We start from the raw sequence: 14,492 nt of genomic DNA on the forward strand, positions 1-14,492 counted from the left end.
ATCGTCGGGGGTTTCGCGGCGCGACCGGTGGCGCCGCCACGTCCATGCCCGGTCCGGAGAAGAGGGCTCGATGCGGGAGCGACGACGGATCGAGCGCCTGCGCGGATGGCTGGGGCTGGCGGCGGCCCTGGCCGTGGTGCTGCCGTCGGCCGGCTGCCTGGGGCCCAACGCGCTCCGCTCGACGCGCATGAAGTACAACGAGGCCATCCGCGCCACCAACGACGAACAGCTCCTGATGAACATCGTGCGGCTGCGCTACGCCGACTCCCCGGTGTTCATCGACCTGCCCAGCATCACCAGCCAGTTCGAGATCGCCGGGACGGCCGGATTTCTCGGCGGCCGGGGGAACCAGTTCCCGGGCTTCGCCAACCTCGGCAACGGCGAGCTGGTCGCCCGCGACAGCCCCACCCTCAGCTTCCGGCCGCGCGAGGGGAAGGACGTCTCCCGGATCCTGCTCACGCCGATCTCGGCGGATCTGTTCAGCGTGGTGAACGCCGGGGCGAACCCCGAACAATTGCTGCTGACCACCGTCGACGAGATTAACGACGTCCCCAACGCCCCGCAGGCGACCGTCATGGTCCCCCGCGGCCCCGACGCGAACGACGAGTACGTCCGGGGTATCCGTATCCTGGCCGACCTGTTCCAGCGCGGGGGGGCGGAGTTGAGGATCGGCGGCCAGCTGGACGAGACCAACGCCTCCGACCCCATCACCGCGACCGACCTCGGCGGCGCCGACCTGCTCGAGGCCGCCAAGGCGGGCTACGTCTTCCGCCACCAGGGGGCCGGCCAACTCACGCTGCTGAAGCGCGAGCTGGGGCTGGTGCTGAAGCTCCGGCCGGGCTTCGAGAACTCCCCGGAGATCCTGGAATTCGCGAGGATCTTCCGCCTCCGCCCGGGGTTGAGCGGTTATCGCGTGAAATCCGACCTGAAGGAGAACGTCCTCGAAGCGCCCAGGCCGCTGGACGAGGGGGAGGATACGATCTACCTCCACATGCGGTCGATCCTCCAGATCCTCACCTTCCTCTCGAAGGGGGTATGCGTCCCCGTCGAGCACGTCGAGGGCGGGATCGCCCCCGGCGTCCCGGGGCCGGACGGCCGGCCGTTCGACTGGACGCGCGTCACCGCGGGCAACTTCTTCGTCCGCTCTTCCAGGCACAAGCCGCGAGACGCCGAGGTCGCCGTCCGCTATCGCGGCCACTGGTTCTACATCCCGCGAGACGACGTCAACAGCCGGTCCATCCTCGCCATCATCGAGATCCTCGTGACGCTCGAAGACTCCGAGGGGGGGCGCGTCGGCGGCCCCTTGCTGACGATCCCGGTCGGCGGCTGACGCCCGGCGGCGGCGCCGCCCGATCGGCCCCGGCGGTCAATTCTTGCTGAACTTCAGCACGCTCGCGCCGGTCTTGCCCAGCGGGTTGCGGACGAACCGACGATGGCAGGAGGGGCAGAGGTCGAAGCGGAACGACTTGCGGCGGCAGGCGTCGTCGTCGGCCGCCTCGCCGGCGAACTCGTCGGCCCGATGGACGAGGTCCGCGACGGCCTCCATCGGGTCGTCCAGGTCTTCTTCCTTGATCTCGTTCGGGTCGAAGCCGGGATAGGCTTCCATCTTGACCACGAAGCGGTCCTCGCCGGAGGAGGTGATGTCCTTGCCGCAGAGATCGCACGTGAAGTGGACCATCAGCGATTCATCCTCAAGAGCCACGCGCCGGAAGGGGTCCGGCCAAGATCAATCAGGGTCGATCTTAACCGGCGGGCTCGGTTCCGTCCAAGCCCCCTTCCATCAATCCCGAGCGGGGACGCCATGTCAAGCCGAGTAGCGTCGCCGCCAGGGCGCACGCCGACGCCGCGAGCCCCGCGCGGGCGGCCGCGGGGCGATAAGTCAGCTCGACGATACGCATCCCGGCGGGCATACGCATGGACATGAACACGCCATCGCGCGTCTCCACGTCGATGGCCTCTCCGCCCGCCGTCGCCGACCACCCGGCGTCCCAAGTCTCGCGGACCACCAGCCGCGCCGGGGCCTCGGCGACGACCTCCACGCGGATCGCCGAGGGGGTCGACGCCGGCGAGATCGTCGCCCGCCCGGGGCCCTCCAGCTCGACCCTGGGGGGCGAATCCAGCAGGGCGATCCAGGCGTCGCCGACCCGCTCCACGGCCGCGAACTGCGACGGGTCGGGGGGGGGCGTCGCGGCCACGACGGCCCCCACGGCCGCCTCGCGGAGCCTCGGCAGCGCCCGCGCCACCGTCGCCCACGAGATCGTCCGTCGGCTGCTCCGGGCCTCGTCCGTCGCCTCGTAGAGCGGCTCGAAGTAGTCGAGGCTCCGCGTCAGCTCGATCGAGTCGTAGTTCCTCGCGTCGGCGAGCCCGAACCGCATCAGCGTGTTCGGCGGCAACTCCTCGCCCACCCCGATCGCCCGCCGACCGTCCGTCAGGATCTCGCGCAGGCGGGCGATCGTCGGCGGCTCGTATTCCTGGACCGAGCGATCGACGGCCGGGTTCAGCCCGACGCCGAACGCGAACAGGTCGGCCAGCGTGGCGGCCAGCAGCAGGGGCGGGACGGCTCGCGCGACCGAGCCGCGACGCCCGGCCAGCCCGGCCGTCGCGGCCATCGCCAGCAACGCCAGGCCGGAGGTCGCGAGGTAGCGCGGCGTGAAGTCCAGCATCGCCCGGACCTGGCGCTCGACGCGCCGCGACGCCTCGGCCGGGTCGATCGGGACGGCCGCGTCGCGGTAGTGGCGCTCGGCCCGATCGCGCATCGCCGGCGCGACGGCCGGCGCCGCGACGGCCCCCGCGAGCAGCGCCAGCCCGGCCGCGGCCCAGGCGAGCGACCATCGCCGCGAGAGCCGCGCGCCCCTCGCCGCGGCGTCGATCCCGATCGCCCCCAGGAAGGTCAGCGCGAACGCCACCCAAAGCGTCAGCCGGCGGTTGTCGGTCACGCCCAGGACCGGCAGCGCCCGCAGCAGGTTGTCGACCGGAGGCAGCTTGAACGCGGCGAGGAAGCCGACCCCCAGCAGCGCCAGGAGGAGCCGCGTCTCCGACTTCCGCCGCGTCGTCGCGGCGGCGAGCGGGGCCAGCCAGGCGAGCGTCGCCAGCCCCGCGAACCCGCCGGCCGACTCGTTCAGGTTGTTGATCCCCAGCCCCCGCGCCAGGTTGGGATGGCCTACCCGTTGGCTGCCGTAGAGGTAGGGCAGGGCGGTGCACGCCGCTTCCAGGACCCTCGGACGGGTCGGCTTCCAGAACGGCGGATGCTCGCGGTGACGCTCGCCCCAGACCGGGCTTTTGGTCAGGTACTCCCCCAGCGGGACCAACTGCGCCGAGGCGATCGCGATCCCCAGGGCGATCCCGACCCCCCACGCCGCGACCGCTCGGGCCCGCGCGCCCTCCGTCGCCAGCCGCCAGAGCGCGAGCAGGCCCGTGGCGAGCAACACGTGGGCGCTCGTCTGGACGTGACCGGCGACCAGCACGCCCCCCGTCGCCAGCGCCAGCAGCGAGGCCGAGCGGACGCCCGGCGTTCGGATCGCGCGGTCGGTGGCGAGCAGCAGCCACGGGAGCCAGGCCGCCGCCGGCGTGACCGGGTAAAGCAGCCAGACGATCAGGAAGCCGCAGAACGGGAAGCAAAGCCCGGCGAACCACCGCCCCCAGATCCCCAGCCCCCACGACCGGGCCAGCAGGAACGCACCCATCCCGGCGAACCACAGCCGCGCGGCGGCGACCCATCCCAGCGAGGCCGGCCACGGCCCCAGGAACACGATCCAGTTGAGCGGGTCGAACACGGCGCTCTGCCCGTTCGCGATGTGCGGCGCTCCGCAGCCGGCGAACGGGTTCCAGGCCGGGAGCCGAGCGGCCCGGATCTCCGCTCGCTCGAACGCCAGCCAGGGCTGGAACTGGAGCACCGGGTCCATCAACAGGCGATTCGCCGGCTCGTGGGGAGGGGCGTCCGGGGCGCGGAAGCTCGCCTGGACGAGCAGCACGTCGGCGGGGCTCAGGACGCGCCCGGCAAAAAGGGCCTCGTGCAGGAAGCCCCCCACGCAGGCCGCCAGCGCCAGGCCGAACGCGGCGCATTCCCTTCGTCGCGACGGCATGGAACGGCCCTCGATCCCTGGGTTTCGGCTCCTCCCGAGGCCGGCAGGATACGCCCGATCGACCGGGCCGGACAAGCCGAAGGCGGGGCGGGCGGACGTCCCCTCGGCCTTGAGAACGATCTTCCCACTCGCGACGGGATCAGGCCGCGAGGGCGCCCCGCCGGATATCCAGCCGGACCGCGCGGATCGGCGGCAATGTCGGGCTTGAAAGTGGCGGCGATGTCGCGATAATGGTACTCTTCCCGCGATCATCCCACGCGCATCGCCGCCGGGATCGCCCCGCGGGCCTCGCGACGAGCCCGACGACTCGCCAGCCCGACCCGGGACACGCGACGGCAGCCACATAGTTCACGAACGATATCGCATGACAAGACGACGCCCCCAGGGACGTCGTCGGGCAGGAGTTGGAACGATGAGCCGCGTGTGCCAAGTCAGCGGGAAGAAGACCTCGTTCGGCAACCACAAGACCGAGCGCGGCAAGGCGAAGTACCTCGGCGGCGTCGGCAAGAAGACGACCGGCATCAGCCGTCGCACCTTCAAGCCCAACTTGCAGTGGATCCGCGTCTGGCTGCCGAACGGCACGACCACCCAGGTCCGCGTCGCCACCTCGGTCATCCGCGGCGGCCAGCTCACCCTCGAGGTCGACGGCAAGGTCCAGACCTTCCCGCTCATCAAGGCCGCCAAGGGGAGCGCCCAGGCCCGCGCCAACCTGAAGACCCTGTACCCGATCTGATCGCCCCGGCGATCCATCGGCTTGAATCTCGCGAGCCTCGCGCCCGAATCCTCGGCGCGAGGCTTTTTCACGCGCCCCGCCCGGCCGGCCGAGGATGAAGCGAGTGGAGGGGACGAGGCGTCGCGCGCCCCGGGCGCGCGAAGACGCCGAACCATCGGGACATGGCTCGGCGGATCCGCGTCGAACGTTCGGCCCGGGGGCGGCGAGGCCGGCCCGGTTTTCGTCGGCTCAGGCCAGGGCCATGCGCCCGGGGGTGCCGTTCTTGAGGTGCTCCGCGAGGCATTCCTCGTGGACCTTGTGGGTCGGCACCGACTGCTTGCACATCGGGCAGACCGTGAGGTTGATCGGGGTCAGGGCGTCGTGACTCCGTCGATGCCCCTTGGCGGACTTGGATTTGCGTCTCTTCGGTACGGCCACGTTCAGGATCTCCCGACTATACAAACGCTCGGCGCGGTCTGGGACGAAAGGATTATTATCCCGATTCCCTGGCGAAATGCAACTCGGCCTCCGCCTCGCGCGGCCTTGTTTCCGGCGGGCGTGGCGAGTAGAATCGGCGATTCAAATATCCCGGGGAGCGCGAGCACGGGACGGCAAGAAGTGTTGGAGCCGATCGAATGTCGATGGATAAGAGCCTCAAGAAGGCGGGCGGCCTGGGCCGTCAGCGCAACGTCCTGACCCGTCCGGAGCGCCTGGCCCTCCTCCAGGAGGACGAGAAGTGGACCCCGGAGAAGGGCGTCTACAACCTGCCGAAGACCAAGTCGCGCCGCCTGGCCCCCGGCCAGACCGGCCCGAAGCGCCCCGGCGTCAAGTGAGCCGGCCGCCCCTCCACTCGGCGACTTCCCGCGATCCCCGGCCCCTGGTCGGGGATTTCGCTTAATTCGAGCCCGCCCGCGAGACCCCGGACCGCGATGGTCATCCCCGCCATTCTCTCGGCGTATTGCGCCCTGATCGTCGCCGTCAGTCTGCTGGGGGGGATGGCGCCGCTGGCGCTCGTCCTGTCCCATACCAGGCTCCAGGTCTACCTCAGCTTCGCCGCCGGCACCATGCTCGGCGCGGCGTTCTTCCACATGCTCCCCGAGGCCGTCGAGATGGGCGGCCCCGACACGGTGAAGTGGGCCGCCGTGGGGCTCCTCGCCCTCTTCCTGCTGGAGCGGTTCTTCGCCTATCACCAGCACGAGCCCGCCCCGATCGCCCACGATCACCACCACGGCCACGACCACCACCATCGCCACGACGTCGAAGGCGAGCACGTCGCGCCGGCGCTCTCCTGGGGGACCGCCGCCTTCGGCCTGGCGGTCCACTCGCTGGTCGGCGGCGTCGCCCTGGCCAGCGCGGTCGTCGCCGACGCCAACGGCGAGGGCCGCGTCGGCGGGATGGCCTGGGGGGTCTTCCTGGCCACCGTCATGCACAAGCCGGCCGACGCCATGACGATCGTCTCCCTCATGCTCCGCGCCGGCGCCCCCGCGAAGCTCGCCCACCTGGTGAACCTGGGGTTCGCCCTGATGATCCCGCTGGGCGCGGCGCTCTTCTTCGTGGGGATCGGCCGGCTGGCCCCCGACACGGCCGAGCCGATGACGGCCGCCGCGCTGGCGTTCTCCGCGGGGACGTTCCTCTGCATCTCGCTCTCGGACGTCCTGCCCGAGCTGCATTTCCACCAGCACGACCGCCTGAAGCTCTCCGGGGCCCTCGTCGCCGGCTTCCTGCTGATGGTCGCCGCCTCGTCCCTGGAAGCCGGCTGACCCCGTCCGACGGCCGACGACGGCTCAAGCCGCGGCCTCCGCGACGTCGATCCTCCAAGGACGGGCCCCGTGGATCCCTCGGATGTCGTTGCGAGCCGGCGATCATGTCTCGACCATGCGCCCCAGGCCGCGGGCCCCTCGCCCGCGCGATGATCATCGCGTGCCTCGCGTCGCTCATCGGCTGCGCCGGCAGGGAGGGGCTCAGGCGACCGGGCGGGCCTCGGCTGCCGGAAGCCGAGGGGACGACGATCGGCCGCGACCTCCGGCGCGTCCCTCGCGGCGCGGTGGCCACGCCCCCGTCCATGGGCGTCGACCTGGTTGAAGGCGGCCGCGTCCGCGACGAGCACGCCAGGCGCGCCGATCACGCGCCGGCGCGAGGCGACTCGCGATAATGCCCGGACAATCGCGGTAATCGCTACAGTCCGCCCGGGACAGGGACGATCTACTACTCGTAGGCGTCATCGGCGAGTTCCTGGAATCAGGATGCCGGTCGAGCGCGGCCGCGGTCGGAGGTCCTCGCGAAATGTCCCGGCGTCAGGCATCAGGGAACTCGCGCTGGCTCTCGGCGGGATTCGCCGCGGCGGCGTTGCTCCTGGGGGCGGCCGCGTCCGCCCAGGACGCCCCGCCCGTCGAGCCGATCGAGGCGGCGGTCGCGGCCCCACGGTTGCCGGACCCGATCCCCCCGGCGACGCCCCGCGAGGCGGCCCTGGAGGAGCGCGTCCGCCAACTCGAGGAGATGGTCCAGCGCCTGTCGACCCAGATGCAAGCCGCGCCCGCCGCGGTCGCGCCGACTGGCGCGGGCGTCGAGCCGGGCGCCGAGGCTGGCGCGGTGACCGGCCCCGAGAGCCCGAACGCCATGGGCGTCGCCGGCGCGACCGCGCCGCCGGGCGTGGCCGACAATCAGCCCGGCACGGCGGCGCCCGACGTGGGCACGCCGGCGGCCGTGGAGGCCCCTTCGGCGACCGGCGGCGTCTCGGCCCCGGGCCAGTCGCTCCCCCCCAACCCCGCGGCGAACGACCGGTACGACTCCCCCGCGGTCCTGGAGAACAAGAAGGTCAACGCCAAGTTCGGGCCCGGCTTCGAGCTTCGCAGCGACGACGACGAGTACATCCTCCAGTTCCACAACCTCACGCAGATGGAATACCGCGGCTACGAGGGGCCCACCCACGCCACCGCGCGCGACAGCTTCCTGATCCCGCGGCAGTGGTGGATGTTCAGCGGCCGCGTCACCAAGCCCGTCGGCTACTTCGTCTCGTTCGCGCACGGCTTTGACGCCCTCACGCCGCTCGACATCTTCCTCGACTTCGACGTCAACCCGGCGTTCCGAATCCGCGCCGGCCGCGTGAAGACCCCGTTCACGTACGAGTTCCTCGTCGACCCGATCCAGGGCCTGATCCAGCCCGAGCGGTCGATCTTCTTCAACAACTTCGGCCAGAACCGCGACATCGGCGCCATGGCGTTCGGCCGGCTGTTCAACGGCCGGCTCGACTACATGGCGGGCATCTTCAACGGCAGCCGCAACGGCTTCGTCGCCAACACCGACTCCAAGTTCGTCTCGGCGTTCGTGAACTGGAAGCCGTTCAACAACGCCGAGGACTCGGCGTTCCAGCACCTCAACGTCGGCGGCTCGGTCTTCGGCGGCACCAACGACACCGTGCCCGTCCCCCAGACCTTGCGGACCGTGGTGCCGATCGCGGGCAACGCGGTGGCCGGCGTCCCGTTCCTCGCGTTCAACAACAACGTCCGCGAGATCGGCCCGATGACCTTCTGGGACCTCCACGCCGCCTGGTACTACCGCCAGCTGGCGCTCATCGGCGAGTGGGGGAGCGGCTTCCAGGATTACGCCCTGAACGACCGGCCGGCGTATCGCACGCGCCTCCCCGTCCAGTCGTTCTACGTGCAGGCCGGCTACCTGCTCACCGGCGAGACCCGCAGCGGCCTGGGCGTCGTCCGGCCCCTGAAGCCGTTCAACCTCAGCCGCGAGAAGTTCGGCCTCGGCGCCTGGGAGCTGACCGGGCGCTATCAGCTCCTCGACATCGGCGGCGAGGTCTTCTCCAACGGCCTCTCCGACCCCAACCTCTGGGCGAACCGGCTGAACGTCGTCGACCTCGGCTTCAACTGGCACATCAACCAGTATCTCAAGTTCATGTTCAACTGGGAGCGCACCCAGTTCAACAACCCCGTCTTCACCAACGTCGGCCACTGGAGCGACGACAACGACCTGTTCATCGCCCGCGTCCAGCTCTTCTTCTGAGCCGGCTCGCCGCGTCTCACGCCAGCAGTTCGAGGACCCGCCTGGAGAACGCCGAGGCCGACTCCAGCGCCTCGGCGGGCGCGAGCTTGAGGCGCTGGGCCAGCTCGAACCGGCGGAGGTGCTCGGCGTCGAGTTCGCCAGTCTTCACATAGAGGGCCTCGCAGGCCAGCATCAGGCAGCGCAGGCCCATCTCGCGGTATCCGCGCGCATAGACCAGGGCGCGGAGGCCGCAGAACATGGCCTCGTGGCAGAGGAGCAGGAGGTCCGTCGGGTCGCCTTCGCCCGCCCGGAGGTTCGCCGCCCCTTCGAGCCGGTCGGCCGCCTTGGCGAGCAGCTCGGCGACGCGGTCGGCCGCCGTGGGATCCTCCAGGAGATACGGGCTCTCCAGGCACTTCGCGAACGTGTTGATGATGGCCATCGCCGCGGTCTCGCCTCGCTCGGTCAGTCGGTCGTCGGGGTTTCCGGGCGCCACGCGACCCCCGGCGGGGACTCGGCGCCCGGGGCCGGGAGGTCGTCGGCGGCGGGGGCCTCCAGCCGCCTGGCGGTGAGCATCGGCACCGCGACCGATCGCGACAGCTCCACCAGCGGCCCGGGAAACACCCCCAGCGCCGTCACCAGCGCGGCCGTCGCGACGATCGGCAGGGCCAGCGCCGGCCGCGCCGGCCCGATCGGCCGGCCCGACGGCTCCCGGAGGTACATCGCCTTCAGGACGCGGACGTAGTAGAACGCCGAGAGGACCGAGTTGAGCAGCCCCAGCGCCACCAGCCACGTCAGGACGATTCGGGTCCCGGACGGGCCCTGCCGCATCGCCTCCATGAAGACGTAGAGCTTGCCGAAGAACCCGGCGAACGGAGGCACGCCGATCAGCGACAGCATCAAGACCACGACGCAGGCCGCCAGGAACGGCGACCGGGCCCCCAGCCCATCCAGGTCGGAGATGGCGTCGGCCCCCTTGTCGCGCGCCAGCCACGCGGCCACGGCGAAGGCCCCCACGTTCGCCAGCGCGTAGACGACGAGGTAGTAGACCACCCCCCCGGCCGCCGCCGGCCCCTCGGTCGAGACGCTCGCCGCGGCGAGCCCCACCAGCAGGTAGCCGGCGTGGGCGATCGACGAATACGCGAGCATCCGCTTGTAGTTCTTCTGCGCCAGCGCGGCGAGGTTGCCGTAGGTCATCGTCACCGCCGCGACGACGGCCACCACCGCCAGCCAGCCCGGCCCCATCACGCTCTCCGACGGCCGCGACCACGGCCCCAGCGCGTGGACGAAGACCTTGAGCATCGCCAGGAAGCTCGCCACCTTCGACCCGGTCGCGATCCACGCCGCGACCGGCGCGGGGGCGCCTTCATAAACGTCGGGCGCCCACTGCTGGAACGGGACGGCGGCGACCTTGAAGCCGAACCCGACGAGTAGCAGCAAGAGGGCCGACGCCCCCGCCAGGTTCCCCGCCAGGCCGGGATCCCCGGCGCGGAGCATGCGGCCGATCGCGTCGAAGTACGTCGACCCCGCCAGCCCGTAGACCAGGCTCAGGCCGTACAGGAACAGGGCGGAGGATACCGATCCGTAGATGAAATACTTGAGCCCCGCCTCGGCCGAGCGCCGCCGCGACCGCTCGAAGGCCGTCGCGATGTACAGGCAGATCGTGGTCGTCTCCAGGGCGATGAACAGCATCGCCAGCTCCTCGGAGGCCGCCAGCAGCATCATGCCGACGGTCGCCCAGAGCAGCAGCGCGAAGTACTCTCCCAGGTCGTCGGTGAAGCGGTACGCCGTCGACATCCAGACGACCATCGCCAGCAGCGCCAGGAGCAGGACGTTCACGACGTCCACGGCCAGCCCGCGCGCCAGCGTACCGAGGAAGATCAGCCCGTCGGTCCGGCCGAGGTAGCCGCCCATCGACTCGCCGAACAGCGCGACGAGCCGCCCGGAGTCGGTAAGCGCGAGCGAGTCGACCCACGCCAGGAACACGGCCGAGCCCAGGGCCAGCCCGACCCCCGCCAGGGTCGCGCGCCCGCAGGCCACGCGCCGGGCCTCGGGCTCCAGCCGTCGGAACCTGGCCAGGTCCAGGCCGATGACGACCAGCCCCCAGACGGCCAGGATGACGGCCGGGGCGACGCCGATGAAGTCGCGGAGATCCAGCGGGACGACGTTGGGGGGCATGAGTCCTTCCGCGCGGGCGTCAGCCCGACAGGGTGTCGTAGCGGTCGACGTCCACCGCGCGCCAGCGGCGGTAGCAGAGCAGGATCAGGCCGAGGCCCACGGCGACCTCGGCCGCGGCCACCGTGATGACCAGCAGGGCCAGGATCACGCCGGGCATCGGGCCCGAGCCGGCCGCGGGGGTGCCGTACCGCCAGAAGGCCACCAGGTTGACGTTCGCCGCGTTCAGCATGATCTCGATCGCCATCAGTACCGCCACGGCGTTCCGGCGCAGGAGCACGCCCGTCAGGCCGATCGCGAAGCTCGCGGCCGAGAAGTACAGGAACCAGCTCAGCGGGATATCGTTGTTCATGGCGCGGTGGTGGTCGAGGGTCGCGGCGAGGTGGCGACGGGGGGACGCGCCTCGGCGCCGGGCTCCGGCTCGGCGACCGAGTCGGCCGCCTCGTCCTCGCGGGCCAGGGCCACCGCGCCCACCAGGGCGGCGGTGAGGAGCAGGCCGGCCAGCTCGAAGGCCAGGGCGTATCGGGTCATGAACTGCTCGCCCACGACGCGCGGCATGTCGTCGATGGCGCGGGAGCGCTCGGCCTTCCACGCGGCGTCGGCCGGCTCCAGCGCCGGTCGCTCGACGACCCGCGCCCACGGCCCGGCGCCGGCGGGGGAGACGGTGTTGTTGATCCCGAAGGCCAGCGCCGCGAAGACGGCCAGCCCGGCGAGGATGGCGGGGACGCGCCAGCCGCCGGAGAGGTCGGCCTCGCCGCCGGCGGCGTTGCGCGTGAGCATGATGCCGAACATCAGCAGGATGGCCACGGCGCCGATGTAGATCAAGACCTGCGCGGCCGCCAGGAACTCCGCCTCCAGCACCACGAACAGGCAGGCGACGCAGAAGAAGAACGCGACCAGGTGGAGCCCGGCGCGGACCAGGTCGCGGGCGAGGACCGTCCCCAGCGCGGCGAGCAGGCCGAGCGCGGCGATCGCGAGGAACAGGAACCTGGCCACGTCGTCGAACCTCCCTCGCGGCGAGCGCGCCGCAACGGCCGCCTCAGCGGCCCGCCCTCGCCGCCCGCGATCCGACCGTCGGCCAGTCGGCGTCGATCGGCGCCGCGGCGGCCAGCCTTCGGTTGACCCGGAAGACGAGCTGCACGGCCCCCGCCGTCAGCATCCCGAGCACGATCATCCCCGTCGCCCAGCGCGACGCCACGACTCGCCCCGGCCGCACGACGACCTCGAACCACGCCGCCGCCAGCAGGATGTTCAGCAGGCAGAGCGGCACCAGGTACTTCCACGCGAAGTTCATCAGCCGGTCGATCCGCATCCGGGGGAGCGTCGCCCGCACCCAGAACATCACGAAGATGAACAGCAGCACTTTCAGCAGGAACACCGTCAGCAGGATCGCGTTCGCCGCGACCAGGCCGCCGAGCGAGCCGTCGATCAGGTTCCGCGGGAACGCCGAGAACGGCAACGGCGCGCCCCCGCCGAGGAACAGCACGGTCGCCACGCAGCCGACCACGAAGACGCTCAGGTATTCCGCCAGGAAGAACAGGCCGAACCGCATCCCCGAGTATTCGGTGTGATAGCCGGCGATGATCTCGGACTCCGCCTCCGGGATGTCGAACGGCGTCCGGTTGACCTCCGCCGCGCCGGCGATCAGGAAGATCACGAACGCCAGGAACCCCGGCGGGTTGAAGGCGTTCCAGCCGAACGTCGCCTGATGGTCGAAGATCGTCACCAGGCTGAGGCTCCCGGCCCAGAGGGCCACCGGGATCGTCGACAGCACCTGGGGGATCTCGTAGGAGACCAGTTGCGCCACCGCCCGCATGGCGCCGAGCAGCGAGTACTTGTTGCGGCTGGACCACCCGGCCAGGAAGATCCCCAGCGGGCCGACGCTGGAGACGGCGATCAGGTAGACCAGCCCCGACGGCGGGTCGATCGGCGCGAGCCCCACCGCGAACGGCACCACCGCCAGCGACAGGAACGCCGAGACCAGCACCAGCACCGGCGCGATCAGGTGGATCAGGCCGTCGGCCGGGCGCGGGACGATGCTCTCCTTGATGATCAGCTTGATCGCGTCGGCGATCGGCTGGAGCAGGCCGAACGGCCCGACCCGGTTGGGGCCGATCCGGTCCTGGAACCGGGCGGCTACCTTCCTCTCCAGCCAGACCATGTACGCGACGATGCCCGGGAAGACACCCGCGAAGCCGACGAACAGCCAGAGCGCCCAGACGATCGCCGTGGAGAGGCTCAGGTCGACGCGATGCGACTGGGCGATCAGGGCCGTCCCGACGTCCACCTTGCTCCGCCCCTTTCCGCTCCGCGCCTCGACGGCGGCTCAGCTCAGGCCCACCGCAGGACGCCCTTGGCCCAGGCGTAGGCCAGGCCGGCGAACAGGAGGGCGAGGAAGGCCGTCATCTCCACGAGGGCGAACCACCCCAGCGATCCGTAGGCCGCGGCCCACGGGTAGAGGAAGACCGTCTCGACGTCGAAGACGACGAACATGATCGCGTAGATGTAGTACTGGACGCGGAACCGGACCCAGGTCTCGCCGTGGGTGCGGACGCCGCACTCGTAGACCTCGGCCTTGGTCGGCGACTTCTTCCGCGGGGCGACCAGCGCCACGAGCGCCAGGGGCGCCAGCGCGAAGCCGATCGCCAGCAGCAGCAGGAGCCCGACGAAGACGTAGTTGTAGGCGACCATCGCCGTCCCCGCCTCTCGCTCGCGGCCCGCGGGCTCAGCCGGCCGTCGGGGCCGGGGCCAGGACTTCGATGTCGGTGTTCTCGTCGAGGGCGACGACGGTGATCTCGCCGTCGGCCTTGCGGATCCGGATGGTGTCCTGGCGGATGGCCGACGCCTTGCCGCCCATCTCGATGCCGCCGACCGGCCGGACGCCTTCCTTCTCGACGACGCCTTCGAAGTGCGTCTTCCAGCGGCGGTGCCCGACGCGGACGAACTGGACCACGCGAACCTGCGTGCCCGGCGTGAATTTCGGCTGGGGGATCGGGATCATGGTGGGGGAATCGCTCGCGAGGGCGGCTCGCGCCGCTAGGCGCGGGAGGCCGGGCCCCGTCTATCTATAAGTAGTAGGACCGGCGCCAGGGCCGGCGGGATCGTCGCGGCCCACGCGACCGATCTTAAGCCACGACGCCCCTCCGGACAAGGGACGACCCCCCGCCGACGCCCCCCGCCCGCGCGTGGTGTCCGGAAGAAAATCGAGAAACCTGAAATCCCGCCCCACCCGCCGCGGACCATGAGGGTTGATCGATGACCATGTTCCTTGACAACTCGGACTCGGTGGCTGGGGACAAAGGGGCGTCCCCGAACGAAGACCGCTCGTCCGAGAGTGGGTTGCGCCGCCCCTCTTCCCCGGGCTGACAGCCCGACGCTTTATCCGCGACGGCCGCTCGAACACGCCCTTCTCCCCTCGTGGGAGAAGGTGGCCGAAGGCCGGAGAGGGGGACGTCGCGAAAGGATTCCGGTGGCGCGCCCCCTCATCCGCCCCTCCGGGGCACCTTCTCCCACGAGGGGAGAAGGGGGGCTCG

16 protein-coding genes are annotated in these 14,492 nt (G+C 71.1%); 6 read left to right on the top strand and 10 right to left on the bottom strand.

What is annotated here, in order from left to right:
- Nucleotides 1-70 precede the first annotated feature (70 nt).
- The gene (locus WG209_RS04230; protein WP_337173761.1) at nt 71-1,330 is read left to right on the top strand and encodes a hypothetical protein; all 1,260 of its coding nucleotides are present in this window, start codon (nt 71-73) and stop codon (nt 1,328-1,330) included.
- Between the two features lie 36 nt (nt 1,331-1,366).
- Here the strand turns inward: WG209_RS04230 and WG209_RS04235 are convergent, their stop codons facing one another.
- Both WG209_RS04235 and WG209_RS04240 read right to left on the bottom strand, forming a co-directional pair.
- A complete protein-coding gene (locus tag WG209_RS04235) occupies nt 1,367-1,678 on the bottom strand; it encodes a hypothetical protein (RefSeq protein ID WP_337173762.1) in 312 nt (103 codons plus the stop codon).
- A 64-nt stretch (nt 1,679-1,742) separates the two neighbouring features.
- Nucleotides 1,743-4,082, bottom strand: coding sequence for a hypothetical protein (locus WG209_RS04240; protein WP_337173763.1), 2,340 nt, complete (start codon nt 4,080-4,082; stop codon nt 1,743-1,745).
- Between the two features lie 412 nt (nt 4,083-4,494).
- Between WG209_RS04240 and rpmB the strand changes: the two genes are divergently transcribed.
- Nucleotides 4,495-4,815 carry a 50S ribosomal protein L28 gene (gene rpmB / locus WG209_RS04245; RefSeq protein ID WP_337173764.1) on the top strand — a complete coding sequence of 107 codons (321 nt, stop codon included), beginning with the start codon at nt 4,495-4,497 and terminating at the stop codon, nt 4,813-4,815.
- A gap of 228 nt (nt 4,816-5,043) precedes the next feature.
- Here rpmB and rpmF read toward each other — a convergent pair whose 3' ends face one another.
- A complete protein-coding gene (gene rpmF / locus WG209_RS04250) occupies nt 5,044-5,232 on the bottom strand; it encodes a 50S ribosomal protein L32 (protein WP_337173765.1) in 189 nt (62 codons plus the stop codon).
- Between the two features lie 197 nt (nt 5,233-5,429).
- On the opposite strand from rpmF, the gene WG209_RS04255 reads away from it, so the two are divergent.
- The 4 genes from WG209_RS04255 to WG209_RS04270 all read left to right on the top strand — a co-directional run bounded on the left by WG209_RS04255 (nt 5,430) and on the right by WG209_RS04270 (nt 8,808).
- Nucleotides 5,430-5,627, top strand: coding sequence for a small basic protein (locus WG209_RS04255; RefSeq protein ID WP_337173766.1), 198 nt, complete (start codon nt 5,430-5,432; stop codon nt 5,625-5,627).
- A 96-nt stretch (nt 5,628-5,723) separates the two neighbouring features.
- The gene (locus WG209_RS04260) at nt 5,724-6,554 is read left to right on the top strand and encodes a ZIP family metal transporter (protein WP_337173767.1); all 831 of its coding nucleotides are present in this window, start codon (nt 5,724-5,726) and stop codon (nt 6,552-6,554) included.
- Nucleotides 6,555-6,658: 104 nt separating this feature from the next.
- Complete coding sequence (locus WG209_RS04265; protein WP_337173768.1) at nt 6,659-6,946, top strand: hypothetical protein; 288 nt, start codon at nt 6,659-6,661, stop codon at nt 6,944-6,946.
- A 131-nt stretch (nt 6,947-7,077) separates the two neighbouring features.
- The gene (locus WG209_RS04270) at nt 7,078-8,808 is read left to right on the top strand and encodes a porin (RefSeq protein ID WP_337173769.1); all 1,731 of its coding nucleotides are present in this window, start codon (nt 7,078-7,080) and stop codon (nt 8,806-8,808) included.
- A gap of 16 nt (nt 8,809-8,824) precedes the next feature.
- On the opposite strand, the gene WG209_RS04275 is transcribed toward WG209_RS04270, so the two are convergent.
- Genes WG209_RS04275 through WG209_RS04305 form a run of 7 tightly spaced genes read right to left on the bottom strand, consistent with a single transcriptional unit; the run spans nt 8,825 to nt 13,960 of the window.
- Nucleotides 8,825-9,226 (bottom strand): hypothetical protein, encoded by a 402-nt coding sequence (locus WG209_RS04275; protein WP_337173770.1) that lies wholly within the window; start codon nt 9,224-9,226, stop codon nt 8,825-8,827.
- Between the two features lie 23 nt (nt 9,227-9,249).
- Nucleotides 9,250-10,962 carry an NADH-quinone oxidoreductase subunit N gene (locus tag WG209_RS04280; RefSeq protein ID WP_337173771.1) on the bottom strand — a complete coding sequence of 571 codons (1,713 nt, stop codon included), beginning with the start codon at nt 10,960-10,962 and terminating at the stop codon, nt 9,250-9,252.
- Between the two features lie 19 nt (nt 10,963-10,981).
- Complete coding sequence (nuoK, locus tag WG209_RS04285) at nt 10,982-11,311, bottom strand: NADH-quinone oxidoreductase subunit NuoK (RefSeq protein WP_337173772.1); 330 nt, start codon at nt 11,309-11,311, stop codon at nt 10,982-10,984.
- Nucleotides 11,308-11,955 carry an NADH-quinone oxidoreductase subunit J gene (locus WG209_RS04290; RefSeq protein ID WP_337173773.1) on the bottom strand — a complete coding sequence of 216 codons (648 nt, stop codon included), beginning with the start codon at nt 11,953-11,955 and terminating at the stop codon, nt 11,308-11,310. The genes nuoK and WG209_RS04290 overlap by 4 nt, the downstream gene beginning before the upstream one ends.
- A gap of 43 nt (nt 11,956-11,998) precedes the next feature.
- Complete coding sequence (gene nuoH, locus WG209_RS04295; RefSeq protein WP_337173774.1) at nt 11,999-13,246, bottom strand: NADH-quinone oxidoreductase subunit NuoH; 1,248 nt, start codon at nt 13,244-13,246, stop codon at nt 11,999-12,001.
- Between the two features lie 44 nt (nt 13,247-13,290).
- Nucleotides 13,291-13,650 carry an NADH-quinone oxidoreductase subunit A gene (locus tag WG209_RS04300; RefSeq protein WP_337173775.1) on the bottom strand — a complete coding sequence of 120 codons (360 nt, stop codon included), beginning with the start codon at nt 13,648-13,650 and terminating at the stop codon, nt 13,291-13,293.
- Between the two features lie 34 nt (nt 13,651-13,684).
- Nucleotides 13,685-13,960 (bottom strand): hypothetical protein, encoded by a 276-nt coding sequence (locus WG209_RS04305; protein WP_337173776.1) that lies wholly within the window; start codon nt 13,958-13,960, stop codon nt 13,685-13,687.
- Nucleotides 13,961-14,492: the final 532 nt, after the last annotated feature.

Source organism: Paludisphaera sp. (assembly GCF_037189885.1).
Taxonomy (GTDB): domain Bacteria; phylum Planctomycetota; class Planctomycetia; order Isosphaerales; family Isosphaeraceae; genus Paludisphaera.